Source organism: Cohnella rhizoplanae, assembly GCF_948329515.1.
GTDB lineage: Bacteria > Bacillota > Bacilli > Paenibacillales > Paenibacillaceae > Cohnella > Cohnella rhizoplanae.
Genome location: NZ_CAOJCN010000036.1, coordinates 24,204 through 42,206 on the forward strand (window position 1 = coordinate 24,204; position 18,003 = coordinate 42,206).

Annotated in this window: 12 protein-coding genes; all 12 read left to right on the forward strand. The window is 62.0% G+C overall.

Annotated elements, in window-relative coordinates:
• The first annotated feature begins 76 nt into the window (after positions 1-76).
• Complete coding sequence (locus PQG80_RS27560; protein ID WP_271755028.1) at positions 77-1,855, forward strand: sensor histidine kinase; 1,779 nt, start codon at positions 77-79, stop codon at positions 1,853-1,855.
• Positions 1,856-1,865: 10 nt separating this feature from the next.
• Positions 1,866-3,452, forward strand: coding sequence for a response regulator (locus PQG80_RS27565; RefSeq protein ID WP_271755029.1), 1,587 nt, complete (start codon positions 1,866-1,868; stop codon positions 3,450-3,452).
• A gap of 165 nt (positions 3,453-3,617) precedes the next feature.
• A complete protein-coding gene (locus PQG80_RS27570; protein ID WP_271755030.1) occupies positions 3,618-4,973 on the forward strand; it encodes an ABC transporter substrate-binding protein in 1,356 nt (451 codons plus the stop codon).
• Between the two features lie 72 nt (positions 4,974-5,045).
• Positions 5,046-5,924, forward strand: coding sequence for a carbohydrate ABC transporter permease (locus tag PQG80_RS27575; RefSeq protein WP_271755031.1), 879 nt, complete (start codon positions 5,046-5,048; stop codon positions 5,922-5,924).
• Positions 5,924-6,742 carry a carbohydrate ABC transporter permease gene (locus PQG80_RS27580; RefSeq protein ID WP_271755033.1) on the forward strand — a complete coding sequence of 273 codons (819 nt, stop codon included), beginning with the start codon at positions 5,924-5,926 and terminating at the stop codon, positions 6,740-6,742. The genes PQG80_RS27575 and PQG80_RS27580 overlap by 1 nt, the downstream gene beginning before the upstream one ends.
• Positions 6,743-6,761: 19 nt before the next feature.
• Positions 6,762-8,903 carry an alpha-galactosidase gene (locus PQG80_RS27585; RefSeq protein WP_271755035.1) on the forward strand — a complete coding sequence of 714 codons (2,142 nt, stop codon included), beginning with the start codon at positions 6,762-6,764 and terminating at the stop codon, positions 8,901-8,903.
• A 338-nt stretch (positions 8,904-9,241) separates the two neighbouring features.
• Positions 9,242-13,570: an S-layer homology domain-containing protein gene (locus PQG80_RS27590; RefSeq protein ID WP_271755036.1), complete on the forward strand. Its 4,329-nt coding sequence runs from the start codon at positions 9,242-9,244 to the stop codon at positions 13,568-13,570.
• A 174-nt stretch (positions 13,571-13,744) separates the two neighbouring features.
• Complete coding sequence (locus PQG80_RS27595) at positions 13,745-14,302, forward strand: chromate transporter (protein ID WP_271755037.1); 558 nt, start codon at positions 13,745-13,747, stop codon at positions 14,300-14,302.
• Positions 14,303-14,420: 118 nt separating this feature from the next.
• Positions 14,421-15,077 carry an HAD family hydrolase gene (locus tag PQG80_RS27600; protein ID WP_271755039.1) on the forward strand — a complete coding sequence of 219 codons (657 nt, stop codon included), beginning with the start codon at positions 14,421-14,423 and terminating at the stop codon, positions 15,075-15,077.
• Positions 15,078-15,159: 82 nt separating this feature from the next.
• Positions 15,160-16,263, forward strand: coding sequence for a GntR family transcriptional regulator (locus tag PQG80_RS27605; protein ID WP_271755041.1), 1,104 nt, complete (start codon positions 15,160-15,162; stop codon positions 16,261-16,263).
• A 305-nt stretch (positions 16,264-16,568) separates the two neighbouring features.
• Entirely contained in the window at positions 16,569-17,270 is a 702-nt protein-coding gene (gene araD, locus PQG80_RS27610) for an L-ribulose-5-phosphate 4-epimerase (RefSeq protein WP_271755043.1), read from the forward strand.
• A gap of 66 nt (positions 17,271-17,336) precedes the next feature.
• The coding region (locus tag PQG80_RS27615) for an FGGY family carbohydrate kinase (RefSeq protein ID WP_271755045.1) at positions 17,337-18,003 on the forward strand (667 nt) is incomplete at its 3' end.

An 18,003-nucleotide genomic window follows, 5' to 3' on the forward strand; every position in this document is an offset into this window, starting at 1 on the left:
ATTGTGCAGGGTGCGCCGGCATGCTACAGTATTGCACGCGCGGCTACCGACGGACGACGACAGGAGCGAGACATTCATGCTGAGATGGCTGTTCGTGAACCGCAGCATTCGGACCAAGATCGTATGGAGCAGCGCCGTAATCTCGCTGATTCCCATGCTGATCCTGTCTTTTTTGTTCTACCGGTCGAGCGCGCGATCGCTGGAGCAGACGCTGGTCAGAAGCTCCGAGCAGAACGCCGATTACATGTACGGCTCGCTCGACGAATATTTTCACAACTTCACGGCCTCGGCCCTGCAGCTCTACGGGAACAGCTTCAGCCGCGTCCTGAATCTCATGGCCCACGGTGCGGATTACAACGACGGCGAGATTCTGTATCTGCGGGAGACATTGGCGAATTACTACTCGCTCGTCATTAACAAGAACAAAGACATCATTAAGATCATGGTATACGGCGCGGATAACAAGCTGAAGGATTCGTGGTCCCGCGCGACCAGCTACGACGCCATCCGCTTGGGCGAGGGCAAGCCGCATTACCCGGAACTGCTCGATTTGCCTTTTCAGCATACGCTGATGTTCGCCTACCGGGATCCCGCGATCCATGAAGAGCTGTTCGCCTACGCGATCGGCATCTACGACCCGTTTTACCGCAAGAAGTTCGGCACGCTCGTATTCTTCTTGCGGGAAAAGGACCTGGCGAAGGAGATCGAGGCGGTGAACCGGGCCCCGAACATTATCGCGCTGCAGAATGCGAGCGGGGAAACGTTCTATCGGACGAACGACGCTTACCCGCATTCGGAAGCCAAGTACAGCAGGCCCGAGTCGCCGCCCGCGGAGCAGGTTCGCTCCGTGAAGTTCGCGACCCCTCCCAGCCTTCTGGTCAGCACCTCTACGCTCGATAACGCCAACATTGGCATGACGATCCTTTATCCGGCCTCCGAGCTTCAGGAGAACCGTCGGAATACGCTCCGGCTGATCGTGGGGGCGATCCTGCTCGTGATGCTCGTCATCGTCGTGTGCTCGTATATGGTTCAAAGGTCGATTACGAAGCCCATTCAATTGCTGGGCAACGCCATGAAGTCCGTGCGCGGCGGCAACTTCCAGGTCACGCTGCGGCCCCGGAGCTACCGGGACGATCTATCCGAGCTGATGCGGAACTTCAACTTCATGACCGACAAGATCCGCGAGCTGATCGAGCTGGAGTACCAGATGCAGCTCCGGAACAAGGAGGCGCAGCTGCTGGCGCTCCAGATGCAGATCAACCCGCATTTTCTGTACAATACGCTGCAGACGATCGGCGGCAAGGCCGTCCTGATCGGAGAGTACGAGATTCACGAGATGTGCCGGGCGCTCGCCGATATGTTCCGCTACAGCTTCTACGAAGGGAATACGGAGTCGACGATCGGACAAGAGCTGGTGCACGTGAACAATTACCTCTATATCCAGAAGCTGAGGTTCGAGGAATCGCTGGCGACGGATATCGACGTAGACGCCGGCTTCATGGACGTGACGATCATCCGGTTCGTGCTGCAGCCGATCGTAGAGAATGTAATCGTGCACGCGCTGGATAAGAACGAGGGCGGGACGCTCGTCATTCGCGCGAGAGCTTATAGGGACGGGGATACCGCGGTGGTTGAATGGAGCGACGACGGACCGGGCATACCGGCCGACAAGCTGGCCGCCATCCGGCAAGGGCTGGAAAGGCGTTCGCTGGAGGTATTCTCGGGCGTGTCCATCGGCTTAAGAAACGTCCACGAGCGGCTCCGTCTCGTCTACGGGGAGGCGTACGGGCTGGAGATCGACAGTACGCCCGGCCTCGGGACCGTCATCCGGATCCGTATTCCATACAAGAAATGAGGCGATGACGATGCTGAGGGTGATGGTGGTCGACGACGAGGCGACGGGGCGCAAGGCGATCATCAAGCTGATCGAGCAGCTGGAGCTGCCGGTCGAAGTCGTCGCGGAGGCGAAGAACGGGGAAGAGGCGCTGGGTCTGATCCGGATGAACAAGCCGCATATCGTCGTCACCGACATGAATATGCCGATCATGAACGGACAGCAGTTCCTGGAGCGTCTCCACCGGGAGTACGAGGAGATCAAGGCGATCGTCATCAGCGGCTACTCGCAGTTCGATTACCTGAAGGCGGCGCTCAAATATCAGGCCTGCGAATACGTGCTTAAGCCCGTTGCCGTAAACGAGCTTCGGGAGGCCATGAGCAAGGCGATCCGGGCGGTGAACGAGTTCTCGGACCGTCAGCTGGGAAAGAAATCATCGCTCGACATGGCGAGGCTGAGGACCGAGGTGTTCCTTCAGCATGTGGCGGAGCGGCGCATCGCGAACGCCGCGGATATCCGCAGGCAAGCCCGCGAGCTGGGTCTGCCCTCCGAGAGCGCCGGCTATCGCGTGGCCGTATGCCGGATCCGTCAGTTTCAAATCATCTCGGCTTCCCGTTTTCAGGGCAACGCGGATCTGTACATGTTCGGCCTGGAAAACATCATGCGCGAGGTGCTGCGGGACGAAGGGACGCTTCTGTTCAAGACGGACGACCGGTCCCGCCTGTGCCTGATTCTTCCCTATGCGTCGTATCCGGACCTGCGCGCAGGCGAGGCGCTGGGCGCATACCAGCAGGCGGTCGCCCATACGCTGGGCGGCGATGCCGCCGTCGGGCTCAGTCCCGTGTTCGCCGGCCTGGAGGCGCTGCCCGAAGCGTACCAGGCCGCCCTGTCCGCGTTAGTCGGCTGCGCGTTCGCGTATACGGGCTTGACGATAAGTCCTGCGGGGACAGAGCCCGCGGCACAGGCCGAGCTGCTCTCGTCGTTCGACGTGAGAAGGCTCTCCCATGCCTTCGGCGCGGGGAACGCCCGCGACGTCCGCCTGACGCTGGACGAGTTCGTCCGGAAGATCGGGCACCGCCCGGGGACGACGATCGGGGACGTCCAGCGGGAGCTGGCGAAGCTGGCCGAGCTCGCCAAGGCGGCGATGGCTGGGCTGCCCGCGAAGCATTCGCCGCTGTTCGAAGCGCCGGCGATCGCAGGCGTCATGGAGGCGAGCGGACTGCAATCGTACTTGAACGGTCTGACCCGGGCCGCCGAGGATTACGCCGCCGTCCGTCGGGACGCGCCCGAGTCCGTTCGTACGGTTCAGGACATCGTCCGGTATATGGACGAGCATTACTTCGAGGATGTCAGCCTGATCGACGTCGCGACCCGCTACCATATCGATCCGAGTTATCTGAGCAAGCTGTTCAAGGCGGTAACGCAGGAGAACTTCATCGAATATCTAACGCGCAAACGCATGGAGAAGGCATGCGAACTCCTCGCTGCGCCCGAGCGGAAGATCAACGAGATCGCCGAGCTGGTCGGCTACGAGAACCAGCGCTACTTCAGCCAGGTGTTCAAAAAGTACACCGCGCAAACGCCGTCGGAATATCGCGAATCGTTGGGGCATGCTTGAAGCATGCCTCTTTGCGTGCCGCGCCGTCGCTGCCGGCGGGCAAAAAAGTGAACACGAGCCCGCCAATTTATTGGATTCCGGGACGTACGGGCGATCTGTAACATGAGATCAGGACCAGGCCGAAGCCCGGCTGCGTTCGAAAATGACCATAAGGGGATACAGAACATGAAGAAAGCGTTAAGCGCAGGCATCGGCGCGGCACTGCTCACTCTCTCGCTGTCCGCGTGCGGCGGCGGCGACAACGCCCAGAACGCGCAGGGCTCATCCGACGCCGCGGCGTCGCCCGCCGGAACGGCGAGCGCATCGGCAAGCGCTTCTGCATCGGAGCCGGCTGCGGACGGCAAGCCCGTGACGATTACGTTCATGCACTTCAAGAGCGACTTCACCGACGGCGTCGCCAAGATCGTCGAGCAGTTCGAGAGCGAGAACCCGAACATCAAGGTCGACGTGCAGCCGGTCAAGTACGACGACTACTACACGCTGCTCAAGACCAAGATGGCGGGCGGGGACGTCGTGGACGTCTTCACGCTGAACGCCGGCGCGCAGACGAAGCTGTTCGCGGACGGCGGATACCTCGAAGACCTGACCGGCAAGGACTTCCTGTCCGGCTTCGACCAGAGCGTCCTGGACTCGCAGTCGACCGACGGCAAGAACTACATCCTGCCGGTGAACGCGAACCCGATCGCGGTGTTCTATAACAAGAAGATGTTCGGCGAGCTCGGCATCGAGATCCCCCGGACATACGATGCGCTGATCGCGGCCGCCCAGAAGATCAAAGCCGCCGGCAAGACGCCGTTCGCCCTCGGCTGGAAGGATCCATGGACGCTCAGTATGTGGCTTACCCGCGATATGCCGAGCAACTCCGCCCTGGTCTTCGGACAGCCCGACTTCTTCGAGAAGCTCGAGACGGGAGCGGTTAAGTTCTCGGACAATCCGGCGACCAAGGTCATGATCGAGCACGCGCAGCAATTGTTCGATCTCGGCAACAAGGACCAGCTCGGCGTCGATTACAACGGCGCGGTCGACCTGTTCGCCAAGGGCGACGTCGGCATGATGTACATGGGCACCTGGCCGCTCGTCGATATTCAGAAGAAAAATCCTGAGCTTTACGACAATATGGGCTACTTCCCGTACCCGTTCAGCAACGATGAGAGCCTGAACAAGCTCGAATTCAATCCGGACGCTTCGCTGGCCGTCAGCAGCAAGTCGACGCATAAGGAAGCCGCCGAGAAGTTCCTGGCGTTCTTCGCCAGCAAGGAAGGCGGGGACCTGGTCGTTCAGAACATCAACACGCTGAGCTACGTCAAGGGCACCGACACGAACATCGCGCCGGCCGTGAACGATCTGAAGCCGTACTTCGACAACGCCGAGCTCTACAACTCCCAGATGTATCTGGCGAAAACGACGATCGACTGGGGAACGCCGTTCACTCAGGCGCTGCAAAAGCTGTTCTTTAAAAAGTCCACCGCCGATCAAGTCGTCAAAGAAATGGACGATTGGATCGCGAAGAACCACAACTAAGCTGCGGCATGACGACACGGCACGGGCCAACTGCCTGTGCCGTTCGTCTGCCGATAGAAAGGACGGCGCGAAATGACGAACTTAAGGCGCCTCGCGCGCGGCGAGGCATGGTATCTAATCTTTCTGTTGCCCGCATTGTTCCTGTTCGTGACGGCGGTCGTCATCCCCCTCGCGACGGGCGTGCGCTACTCCTTCTCCGACTGGGATGGCGTAGCGCCGAAGCTGCACTACATTGGATGGGATAACTACGTGAGGGCCCTGCGGGATTCCGACTTGTGGAGCGCGCTGTGGCACACGTTCAAATATGCGATCCTCTTGACGATTCTGGTTAACGTGCTGTCGCTGGCCTTAGCGCTGCTGCTGGATTCTTATCTAAAATTCCGCAACGCGTTCCGCACGATCTTCTTCCTGCCGAGCGTCATCTCCATCGTGCTGTCGGGCTTCATCTGGGGTTACAACTACAGTCAGGGCTTTCCGAACCTGCTCCGCCACTTCGGCTTCGACGTGACCAGCCCGCTCGGCAATCCCGATCAAGCGTTGTTCGGTCTCATCGTCGTCGCCGTCTGGCAGGGCATCGGTTCGCCGATGATCATCTACATCGCCGGTCTTCAAGGCATTCCCGGCGAACTGTCCGAGAGCGCGAAGATCGACGGCGCGGGCGTCTGGAAGTCGTTCAGGCATATTACGTTCCCGCTGCTGGCGCCGTCGGTGACGATCAATATGCTGCTCGTGCTGACCGGCGCGCTCAAGGTGTTCGATCTGGTCTACGTGACGACGAAGGGCGGTCCCGCCTTTTCCACCGAGGTCATGTCGACTTATATCTACCGGACCTCCTTCGACAACTACAAGGCCGGCTACGGGATGGCGCTGTCGATGATTTTCTTCGTCGTGCTGGTGCTGGTCACGATCGTTCAGATCGGACTGTTCAGAAGAAGGGAGGTCGATTTGTAATGAGAGCCGCCGGAATCGCGACTTTCTCCATCGTAACGCTGCTGGCCGTCCTATTCCTGTTCCCGCTGTACGTCGCGGTCCTGATGGCGTTCAAATCCGCCAAGGAGACGTTCGATTCGTTCTATGCGCTGCCTGCGAGGCTCGACTTCGCGAACTTCGCGCACGCCTGGCAGACCTCGGATTACCCCAAGGCGATCCTGAACAGCGCGATCGTCACCGCGCTCTCCGTGGCGCTGATCGTGATCGCGTCCGCCCTCGCAGGCTATGCGATCGCCAGACGCAACAAGCCGTTCTACAATTTCGTTTTCCTGCTGTTCCTCTCCGGCATGATGGTTCCCTTCCAGGTGACGATGCTGCCGCTCTACAAGCTGGGCAAGTCCTTGCACCTGATCAACAGCCACTGGGGCATCGCGCTTGTCTACGGCGGCTTCGGCGTGCAGATGGGCGTCCTGTTCTTCGCCGGCTTCGTCAGGGGCATCTCCCGCGAGATCGAGGAGGCGGCGCGGATCGACGGCTGTACGACGCCCGGCATCTTTTTCCGGATCGTACTGCCGCTGCTGAAGCCGGTGACCGCGACCGTAGCGGTGCTCAACGTGCTGTACATCTGGAACGACTTCCTGCTGCCGCTGCTCTATCTGCAGGATAAGCACTTCCGGACGATCCCGCTGCAGCAATATTACTTTTTCGGCCAATACAGCAGCGACCTGAATCTGGCGTTCGCCTACGCGGTCATGGGCATGATCCCGATCGTGGCGTTCTTCCTGTTCATGCAGCGGTTCATCATCAAGGGGATCGCCGCCGGCGCCATCAAAGGGTAACCGCAAAGGAGAGCAAACCATGCCGATCATTTATCACGAAAACCATCGACTGTTCGAGATACGCACCGCGCGCGCGTCCTACCTGTTCGGCGTCAACGACGCCGGCACGCTCCAGCATCTGTATTGGGGCGAGCCGATCCATGCGGAGGAGGCAGCCGAGCTGCTGAAGAGCCGGTCGCACAGCTCCTTCGACGCTGCGGTCGACCGCGAGACCGAGGAGTACGGGGGATGGGGCGGCGCGAGCTACGCGGAGCCGGGCCTGAAGGCGACGTTCGCGGACGGCGTCCGCGACGTGCGGCTCATCTACTGCGGCTATACGATCGAGGGCGCAGACGAAGACGGGGAAGAACTGGCCGTGCATCTCGAGGATGCGCAATACGCGCTGCGCGTCGAGCTCCGCTACAAGCCTATTCATCGCCACGATCTCATCGAGCGCCGCGCGATCCTGCGGAACGGGGAGACGTCGCCCGTTCGCATCGAGCAGGTCATGGCGGCCCTCTGGTCGGTCGGACGCCTGCCCGACTACAGGCTGACGCACGTCACGGGGCGCTGGGCCGGCGAGTACCAGTTGCGATCCGCCCCGTTGACCGAGGGCAAGAAGGTGCTCGAGTCGAGGAGAGGCTTCACGGGTCCGCACGCGAATCCCTGGTTCGCGCTCGACGACGGCAGCGCGAGCGAGACCGCGGGCCGCGTATGGTTCGGCGCGCTGGCCTGGAGCGGCAACTGGAAGCTCGCGCTCGAGCGCACGACGTTTGGCGGCATCCGGATCGCGGGCGGCGTGAACGACTTCGACGGCGCCTTCGCGCTCGCCGAGGGCGAGACGTACGCGTCGCCCGTCTTCGTCGGCGGCTTCGCGGCTGGCGGCTTCGGCGACATGAGCCGCAAGCTCCATCGCTACCAGCGGGAGGAGATCCAGCCGACCCGGGCGCCGCGGAAGGTGCTGTACAATTCGTGGGAGGCGACCGAGTTCGCGGTCAACGTCCGCGATCAGCTGGCGCTCGCGGAGCGCGCCGCGAAGCTCGGCGTCGAGCGGTACGTCGTCGACGACGGCTGGTTCGGGGAGCGTCACAGCGACCGGGCAGGCCTGGGCGACTGGCATGTAAATGCGGAGAAGTTCCCGAACGGCCTCGAGGAATTGATCGGCGCCGTGAAGGAACAGGGCATGGAATTCGGCCTCTGGGTCGAGCCCGAGTCCGTCAATCCGGACAGCGAGCTATTCCGCCGCCACCCGGACTGGATCTACCGGTTCCCTACTCGGGATGGCACGCAGCTGCGGAACCAGTATCTGCTCAACCTGGGCAAGCCCGAGGTGAAGGCGTTCGTGCTGGCGTTCATGACCGAGCTTCTCTCGAATCACGATATTTCCTTCATCAAGTGGGACATGAACCGTACCGTCACCGAGCCGGGCGGCGGCGAGTCGGGCGCAGACGAGACGGCGTCGGTATGGATTCGTCATGTCGAGCATCTGTACGAGATCTGGGCGGAGCTCCGCGCGCGGTTCCCGCATGTCGAATTCGAGACCTGCGCGGGCGGCGGCGCCCGGATCGACCTGGGCATTCTGCGATACGCCGATCAGGCGTGGATCAGCGACAATACCGATGCGAGAGACCGCCTTAGCATTCAGGAGGGATTTACTTACGCTTACAGCCCGTCGGTCATGATGTGTTGGGTGACGGAGGCGCCGAACGGGTTCAACGGCAGAAGCCTGCCGCTGTCCTACCGGTTCCATAGCGCCATGATGGGCGGGCTCGGCATCGGCGCGGACATCGGACGCTGGTCGGCCGAGGAGATGGAGGCTGCCGCCCGGTACGTCGGCGTATACAAGGAGATCCGGCATCTGATCGCGGAGGGCGACCAGTATCGACTGGCATCGCTGCGCGAGTCCAATATCGCAGCCTATCAGTATGTCGACGCGGACGGCGGGGAAGCAGTCGTATTCGCCTTCCTCCAGGCGCAGAGCTTCGGAGGAACCGAGCGCCGTCTTCGCCTTCGCGGGCTCGTCCCGGACGCGCTCTACGAGGTGCGCGGCGACGACGGCTCGCCCGGCTTCGTCCGGCACGGCTCGACCCTGATGCATCTGGGCGTCCCGCTCGCGCTCCGCGGCGACGACGTCAGCTGGCTGCTGCGCGTCAAGCGGGTGGACGCGACCGCCGCGAACTAGCGGTTGAAGCCGAAGCCAGACGCCACACATCGATGCACGTTCCACGTCATGGTGCATATTTCTTGTGCACCATAGCGCCAGGCGCCATACCTCTCCTCCCGTTCCGCGCCATGGTGCACATTTCTTGTGCACCATAGCGCTAGTCGCCACACCTCTCCTCCCGTTCCGCGCCATGGTGCACATTTCTTGTGCACCATCACCTTACCCCCCTGTCGACACACCATAAAGTTGGACATGTTTTACACATTTTATTAAATTGTTCCGCCTTTCGCGCCGGAACTATAATGATGTCGCGGCATACTTGTATGCGCTAACATATGAACACTGGAGGGATAGGATTGAATTTTCGCTGGCTTACATCCATCGTTCTCGCTATCGCATTACTGGCAGGATCGCTGCAGCTCGGCGCACCGTCGGCGCATGCGGCGGACAACGCCGCCGCATCCGTAACGATTGCGCAATCCGGCGACATCGTCACCGCCACGAATGGCATACTTACGATCGATTACGATTTGTCCACGGGCAGAGGCGACTGGAGCGCCGGCGCGACGCGCATCATGAGCGGCTTTTATTCCGATTACAGCGTCGTAGATCCTGCAGGCGGCACGCCGACGCGCATGTATTCGTATGACGCGGTCGCCAGAACGGCGTCTTGGACCGATGTCGGCACGGACGGTACGGATGCCTACGGGACCGGCCGGATGCTGACCCTCACGAGCACGTTCGACTCCGGCGCGAGCATGGCGCTTCATCTGTCCCTGTACGAAGGCAAGCCCTTCGCGCTCGCCAGCCTGACCGTGAACAGCGGAACCGAGCAGACGATCAGCGTCATGGAGCCGGTCGCGGCGGATAACCTGGACATCGGCGACGGCTCGGACAAGCGTATTTATACCGCTCCCTACAACAACAATACCGACTTCGGCGTGGCCCCGGTCGACGACTTCGGGCACAGCGAGAACGGCTACGACCGTCCCGCAGGCTTAGAGACGACCTGGTCCCCGTTCAACGGCACGAGCTACTGGGTCGCGGCGATGTTCGACGATACGAACAAGCATGGCTTTATCGGGGGCGCCGCGACCACTTTTAAGTGGAAAAGCATGCAATTCCTCAGCCAAGCCGCTGCCGCCAACGGTCCCCTGACCGGGTTCTCCGTCTATAACGCCGGCGGCACGCAGAGCGGGACCACCGTCGTTTCCGACTTGTTTTTTCTGGGCTACTACGACGATTATCGCGACGGACTGGAGCAATTCGGCAGCACGTACGCGATCGGGGACCCGAAGCTTCCGTGGACGGACGGCGTTCCGATGGGCTATAACACCTACTATACCTTCTACAGCATGCCGACCGACGCGTCCATGCACGCGATGGTCGATTATTTCGCCGATCATCTCAAGTCCCTCGGGTATACGTACATGAATCTGGACTGCTGCTTCAAGGGGCCGTCGGGCACGGGCACGAGCGCCGACTTCAAGGACTATGCCGACTACGTGCACGGCAAAGGCATGAAGGCCGGCGGGTACGAGGTACCGTTCGCCATCTGGTGGGACTTGTCCGAGCCCGTGCCGGCCGCGCCGGAATATACTTACGGCGATATCGCGCTGAAGGGCGAGGACGGCGTGCCGATCAAGTCGTACTTGAACACGTATATCGTCGACGCCACCCATCCGGGCGGACAGGCCTTCATTCGTAACATGATGGAATACTATTTTGTTAATACGGGCTTCGACTACGTCAAGCTGGACTTTCTGGACTTCGGCATGTTCGAGGGCAAGCATCACGATCCGAGCATGAACGGGATTCAGGCTTACCGTCTCGGCATGCAGGTTGCCCGGGATGCGCTGATGTCCGCCGATCGTCCGATCTTTATCGACGAGTCCATCGCGCCGCTCCTGCCGTCCGGCTATGCGCATGGAAGAAGATCGGGGATCGACACGACGATCCCGCTGCAGAACAATCTCTACTCGGGCATCGAGCGGCAGGCGCTCAACGCGGCGGCTTCCTGGTGGACGAACGGGACGCTGTACGAATATAACGACCCCGATATGGCGATTCCGGAGAACATCGCGAACGGCTTCGACAAGTACACGTTGAACGAGAGCCGTCTCAAATCGACCGTCGACTTTCTGGAAGGCGGACACCTGATCCTCGGCGACAATATGCCCTTCGTCTCGGAGGACCGGCTCGCCCCGTATCTCAATCCGGAGCTGATCGATATCGCCAAGCAGGGCATGGCCGCCAGGCCGGTGTCGATGACGAATATTACGAACAAGCTCGCGCATTCGCCTCCCGTCATCTATTCGACGGACCGGAGCGGCGACAAGCTCGTCGGCATGTCCAACTGGAACCTCAACGGGTCGGCCGAGCACACGGTGTCGTTCACCGATATCGGACTCAGTCCCTCGGAGCCGTACACGATAACGGAGTTGTACAGCGGCACGAATCTGGGTACGTACACGGGCGGCTATACCCGCCGCCAGGAGGCGGGCGAGTCGGTTATTCTGCGGATCTCTCCCGCAAGCTCCGCGCTGCCGTCGCCTCCGGCGAACCTCGCGCTCGGCAAGCCGGCCTCCGCCTCCTCCGAATACGATTCCTATTGGTACGCCGCATGGAATGCAAGAGACGGGGATGAAGGAACGCGCTGGAGCGCGGCGGACGGACAGGTGAACGGCCAATGGCTGGAGATCGACCTGGCGTCCGAGACGGACGTGAACCGCGTGGTCATTAAGGAGGACGGCGGCGGCAATCAATATTTCCCCAACGTCACCTATGCCCTTCAGTATTGGAACGGTACGGATTATGTGGATCTGACGAAGGGCTACACGCTGGGAGACAAGCGCATCATCGACTTCCCGACGGTCTCGACCTCCAAGATCCGGCTGTCTATGAATAAGAACCGATTCCTGCCGTCGATCAAGGAGCTGGAAATCTATAACGTCCCGGGCAACACCGGTTTCGTCATCGACCAGGACGACAGCTCGGGCCCGTATTCGAAGTATTCGGATATTCGCGCTTCGACGCAGCGGATGCAGACCTTCACGGTGACGTCCTCGAGCTTGCCGAAGATGGATCTATATCTCTATGAGAGCTATGTGAACGCCGTACCGGAGGATAACTATTACATCGATATCGTGGAGCTGGACGGGAATCGCAAGCCTGCGAAGACGCTCTTCACGGCATCGCTGGCCTCGAACAATATTCCGGGCGATCCGACGCCGTACGCGATCTATCCGCGGCTCACGGGCCTCGATACGGAGAAAACCTACGGCGCCGTGCTGCGGTCTCCGGGCACGGCCGACAACGGCTCCACCGACAATAAATACGGATTCGCCTATGCCGACGACAATCCGTATCCAGGCGGCTACGAGGCCGTATCGTCCGACGGCGGACAGACCTGGACGGCGGAAAATAACGGCGGCCGCGATCTGATCTTCACGATCTACAAGGCGCCTGCAGATGCAACCGATCCGACGCCGACGCCGACACCGACACCGACACCGACACCGACGCCCGAGCCGACTGAGCCTGCGCCAGCAACGCCGACGCCGACCCCGTCCGCACCGGCAACCGAGCTCATCGTCCAGGATGCGGATCTGACGGCGCCCGCGGGAACGAGCGTGACGGTTCAGCTCCGCGACGGCATGAGTTCCGCGCAGCTGCCGATCGCGGCCGCCGATCTCCTCGGAGGTCGTTCGCTGACTATAGCCGGCCAGAAGATGTCCGTTACCTTCGAGCATGCAAGCCTGGAGAGCTTGAAGGCCTTGGTTCCCGCCGATCAAAGAGACGGCGCCAGAATCCGATTTACGGCGACCCCGGCCTCTCAGGCGGATACCGCGAACCGGGTTCAAGCGTCCGCCGGCAGCGGGTCGCTCAAGCTGACCGTCGGAAGCCAAGTCTATGACTTCGGCCTGTCGATCGTCGCGAAGGACGGGGCAAGCCTTCCGGTCACGGCGTTTAAGGCGCCTTTGACCTTGACGTTCGAGGCCGACCCGAAGGCTGACCGCGACTTGCTCGGCATCTACTCTATTGCGGGGGACGGCACGCTGCAGTATGCGGGCGGCACCTGGCAAGACGGGAGGATGACGGCCGCGATTACCCACTTTAGCACATACGCCGTACTGGCTTACGACAAGCGGTTTGAAGACGTCGGTCCGAGCCATTGGGCAAGCGGAGTCATTCGGCAAATGGCGGCTAAGCATATCATCGAGGGCGTCACCGAGTCGACCTTCGTTCCTGCCGGCTCTATGACGAGAGCGGAGTTCGCGGCCATGCTCTCAAGAGCGCTCGGTCTGAGCGTCCAAGGCGAATCCGGGTTCGAGGACGTAGACGCCTCGCAATGGTATGCGGATGCCGTCCATGCCGCCAGCGAGGCGGGCATCGTGACGGGACGCGGCGACGGGCGGTATGCGCCATCGGAGCGGATCACCCGGGAAGAGATGGCTGTCATGATCGTTCGCGCTTACGAATGGAAGACGGGCGCGAAGCTCCCCGCCGAGGGGCAGGCTTCCTTCGGGGACCGAGCGGCGATCAGCCCTTGGGCCCGAGATGCCGTGAGCGCGGCGGAGCGGCTCGATCTGATCGAGGGCCGGGGGCAGCATCGGTTCGAGCCGCAAGGCAAGATGACCCGCGCCGAGGGCGCGAAGCTGATCGCGGGCTTGCTCAACCTTTGATCGATCGGCTGTAAGCGCAGTACGCCTTCATCGTGGGCTTTCCTTTTGTACGCGGTCCCCAATCCGTCCCGGCCGATTCGTCCGGACGTACAACGATTCCTGCCGGGGCATGGCGGCGCGCGCGTCCTTCTATTAAAATAGGGGAAATGCGCGTCGACGGGGGAGCTGTACATGATGATCAAGCAATTGGTGGATTTGTTTATCGCGTTCGGGAGATCTACGATGCTCGGCTACGGCGGCGGACCTTCGATCATCCCTCTGTATCAGAACGAGGTCGTGAACCGGTATCAGTGGATGGGCAACGAGGACTTCGGCAAGGCGCTGGCGTTCGGCAACGCCCTTCCGGGTCCCATCGCGACCAAGCTGGCCGCCTATATCGGGTTTAAGGTCGCCGGCTGGCTGGGCGCGCTGATGGCGGTGACGGCCGTCGTGCTGCCGACCGCGCTGCTCATGGTACTGCTCGTCGGACTGATGCACAGGCTCGAGGGCAATCCGTATATCAAAGGCATGATCAAAGGCGTGCAGCCGGTCATCTTCGTCATGCTCGCGATGCTGGCCTACGACTTCGCCAAGTACGCGTTCCAGCGCAGCGGCGGACCGGTCGTATTCCTGCCGTTCGCGCTTGCCGCGGCTTACTTCATCATGGTACAGTATCTCAAGATCAATGCGGTGTGGGGCATACTCGGCGCGCTCATTATCGGCGCGTTGTTTATGCGCGAGAATGCGGGCTGAAGCCCAGCCCATTCCATACCGATAGGAAGCGCGGAGCGCTCCGGCATAGGCCGGGGCGCTTTGTCGCCGGTTGGGCGGGGCGTGGCCGGGCAGAACGGAAAGGGAGTTGACGATAGCGATGATCAAGGCGGTCGTGTTCGATTTTGACGGGACGATACTGGATACGGAAACCGTGACATACGAGGCGATGAACGGCATCTTCAGAGAACGGGGGCACGAGCTGCCGATGGACAAATGGGCCGGGGCGATCGGTACGCTGCACGGCTTCGACGCCTGCGCGGAGCTGTCCGCGTTCACGGGAGAGACCATCGACCGCGAATGGTTCGACGCCCGGTTCGGGGAGCTGTACGCCGGCATGGTGCATCAGGTGCCGCTGCTGCCCGGCATCCTCGACGCGCTCGAGGAAGCCAAGCGGCTCGGCCTGGCGGTCGGGCTCGCCACCAGCTCGTACCGGGCCTGGATCGAGCCCCATCTGGAGCGGCTGGATCTGCGCCGTCATTTCGACGCGATCCATACGGCGGACGACGTGGAGAAGGTAAAGCCGGATCCCGCGCTGTACCGGCTGGCGGTGCAGTCTCTGGGCGTGGAGCCGGGCGAAGCGGTCGCCATCGAGGATTCGCTGAACGGGCTTAGAGCCGCCAAGGCCGCGGGACTGTACGGCATCGCCGTGCCGAACGCCATGACGGCCGGTCTGGACTTCGCCGAGGCGGATCTCGTCGTGCCGACGCTGGACGGACAGAAGCTGGAGATGCTGGTCGCGCGGTGGAACGGTTAACCGACGGGCCAGGTTTAAATGTACGTACAAGTGCGGCGTTATGCTATAATAGCAGCTATACGTTTTGCGCGAGGTGACAGGGTTGAATCCGCAATACCCGAAGTATCAGCGGCTGAAGGAAGAGATTGCCTCCTGGATCGCGGGCGGCAAGTACCGTCCCGGCGACAAGCTGCCGTCCGAGAACGAGCTGGCCGAGCAGTTCGGCCTGAGCCGCCAGACGGTCAGGCAGTCGATCGGCGAGCTGGTCAGCGAAGGCTGGCTGTCCCGCGAGCAGGGCAAGGGCACCTTCGTGGCCAGGCTCCAGGGCGACCGCAGGGGGCCGGGCGCCAGCAGGATGGTCGGCCTGATCACGACGCATATATCGGATTACATCTTCCCTTCCATCGTGCGCGGCGTCGAGTCCGCGCTCAAAGAGCGGGGCTACCGGCTGCTGCTCTCCAGCACGGAGGGCAGCAAGGACAAGGAACGGGAGAGCCTGGAGACGATGCTGTCGCAGGGCGTGTGCGGACTCATCGTCGAGCCGACGAAGAGCGCGGAGGGCAATCCGAATTACGAGTCGTTCATGGCGCTCGAGTACCACGGCATCCCGATGCTGATGATCAACGAGCAGTATCCGGATCTGGACTGGCCCTGCGTGAAGGTGGACGATGAGGCGGGCGGCGTCCTGGCGACGGAGCATCTCCTCGCCGCGGGGCACCGCGCGATCGCGGGGTTTTTCAAGACCGACGACCTGCAGGGCGTGCACCGGATGAAGGGCTTCGTCCAGGCGCACCGCGAGCGCCGCCGGTCCGTGCCGCCCGACCTGCTGGTCCGCTACCGGACGGAGAACCGGGATACGCGGCCGCAGGAGGCACTGCGCGAGCTGCTCGCGCGGCCCGAGCCGCCGACGGCGATCGTCTGCTACAACGATCAGCTCGCCGTGTCGCTGCTCGACGTGATCCGCGAGGAGGGGCTGCGCGTGCCGGAGGACCTGTCCATCGTCGGCTTCGACGACTCGTTCCTCGCGACCGCCGCCGAGATCAAGCTGACGACGGTCTCGCATCCGAAGGCCGAGCTGGGCGAGCGCGCCGCGGACATGCTGGTCGCGATGCTGGACAAGGACGCGGCCGGGCGTACGGCGGGCTACGTCTACGAGCCGCAGCTCGTTCAGCGGACCTCGACGGCGCCGCCCAGCTTTTTAAGGTAGCGTTCAGCCGGCGCTCATTTCAATTTAAGCCGCCGGGGGTAATATGATCTCAACCCCCTCATTAATATAGGAAGACTTGGCCCGCAGCGATGCGGGCCCCTTTTTTAGGCGTTCGCGCCTAATCCCGTCGGCGTTAATTCACTCGACACACATGTACGTACAAGTTATAATGTAAACGGAGCCAAAACCCGCAGTCGTAAAGTCAACTGAACGCGTTGGATGCGGACGTTCCGCGCTTTCGAGGTTTCTCGAGGGACGCGTCCGCGCCATGATTTTATTTTCACCATACAAAAGGATGTGCGTTCATGCTCGAGCAATTAAAAGCGGAAGTATGCCAAGCGAACGCCGAGCTGCCGAAGTACGGGCTCGTCACGTTCACCTGGGGCAACGTCAGCGGCTTCGACCGCGATGCCGGCCTCATGGTCATCAAGCCGAGCGGCGTGCCTTACGAGGAGCTGCGGCCGGAGCAGATGGTCGTACTGGATCTGGACGGCAACGTCGTAGAGGGCGAGCTGCGCCCATCCTCGGATACGCCGACGCATCTCGTGCTGTACCGCGCGTTCCCCGGCATCGGCGGCATCGTGCACACGCACTCCCCGTGGGCGACGATCTGGTCGCAGGCGGGCCAGGGCATCCCGGCGCTCGGCACGACGCAGGCGGATTACTTTTACGGGACGATCCCGTGCACGCGGGCGATGACGCCGGCGGAGATCGAGGGCGCGTACGAGCGCGAGACGGGCAACGTGATCGTCGAGGCGTTCCGCGGGATCGACCCGCAGCAGGTGCCGGGCGTGCTGGTGTACAGCCATGCGCCGTTCGCCTGGGGCAAGAACGCGATGAACGCGCTGCACAATGCCGTCGTGCTGGAGGAGGTCGCCAAGATGGCGTACCACACGCGGCAGCTGAACGCCGGCATTCCGTCCATGCAGCAGGAACTGCTCGACAAGCATTATCTGCGCAAGCACGGCGCGAACGCCTACTACGGTCAGCCCGGCGATCAGCACTGAGCGATAGGCAAGAGAAGCGTAACGACGGCAATTCATAGCCATCCATCCTACGAGGAGGTTCATATCATGAGCGCAAAATACGCCATCGGCGTCGACTACGGCACGCAGTCCGGCCGCGCGGTGCTGGTCGATCTGTCGAACGGGCACGAGATCGCGGACCACGTCACGCCATACCCGCACGGCGTCATCGACGAGCGGCTGCCGGGCTCCGGCATCGAGCTCGGCCACGACTGGGCGCTGCAGCACCCGGACGATTACCTGGAGGTGCTGCGACGCTCGGTGCCGGCCGTGCTGCAGGCATCCGGCGTCGCGGCGGCGGACGTCATCGGCCTCGGCATCGACTTCACGGCTTGCACGATGCTGCCGGTGGACGCGAGCGGCACGCCGCTTAGCTTCCTCCCCGAGTGGAAGGACAACCCGCACGGCTGGGTCAAGCTGTGGAAGCATCATGCCGCGCAGGACGAGGCGGATCGCCTGAACGCGATCGCGGCGGAGCGGGGCGAGAGGTTCCTGCCGCGCTACGGCGGCAAGATCTCGTCGGAGTGGATGATCGCCAAGGTGTGGCAGATCCTGAACGAGGCGCCGGAGGTGTACGAGGCGACCGATCGGTTCACCGAAGCGACGGACTGGGTCGTCTCGCAGCTGACGGGCGAGTTCGTGCGCAACAGCTGCACGGCGGGCTACAAGTCGATCTGGCACAAGCAGGACGGCTACCCGAGCCCGGACTTCTTCA

Excerpts from the sequence above, each read along its gene's own strand:
- PQG80_RS27560 (WP_271755028.1), top strand. The coding sequence starts at position 77 with ATGCTGAGATGGCTGTTCGTGAACCGCAGCATTCGGACCAAGATCGTA.
- araD (WP_271755043.1), top strand. The coding sequence starts at position 16,569 with ATGCTCGAGCAATTAAAAGCGGAAGTATGCCAAGCGAACGCCGAGCTG.
- PQG80_RS27600 (WP_271755039.1), top strand. The coding sequence starts at position 14,421 with ATGATCAAGGCGGTCGTGTTCGATTTTGACGGGACGATACTGGATACG.
- PQG80_RS27580 (WP_271755033.1), top strand. The coding sequence starts at position 5,924 with ATGAGAGCCGCCGGAATCGCGACTTTCTCCATCGTAACGCTGCTGGCC.
- PQG80_RS27575 (WP_271755031.1), top strand. The coding sequence starts at position 5,046 with ATGACGAACTTAAGGCGCCTCGCGCGCGGCGAGGCATGGTATCTAATC.
- PQG80_RS27585 (WP_271755035.1), top strand. The coding sequence starts at position 6,762 with ATGCCGATCATTTATCACGAAAACCATCGACTGTTCGAGATACGCACC.
- PQG80_RS27570 (WP_271755030.1), top strand. The coding sequence starts at position 3,618 with ATGAAGAAAGCGTTAAGCGCAGGCATCGGCGCGGCACTGCTCACTCTC.
- PQG80_RS27595 (WP_271755037.1), top strand. The coding sequence starts at position 13,745 with ATGATCAAGCAATTGGTGGATTTGTTTATCGCGTTCGGGAGATCTACG.
- PQG80_RS27565 (WP_271755029.1), top strand. The coding sequence starts at position 1,866 with ATGCTGAGGGTGATGGTGGTCGACGACGAGGCGACGGGGCGCAAGGCG.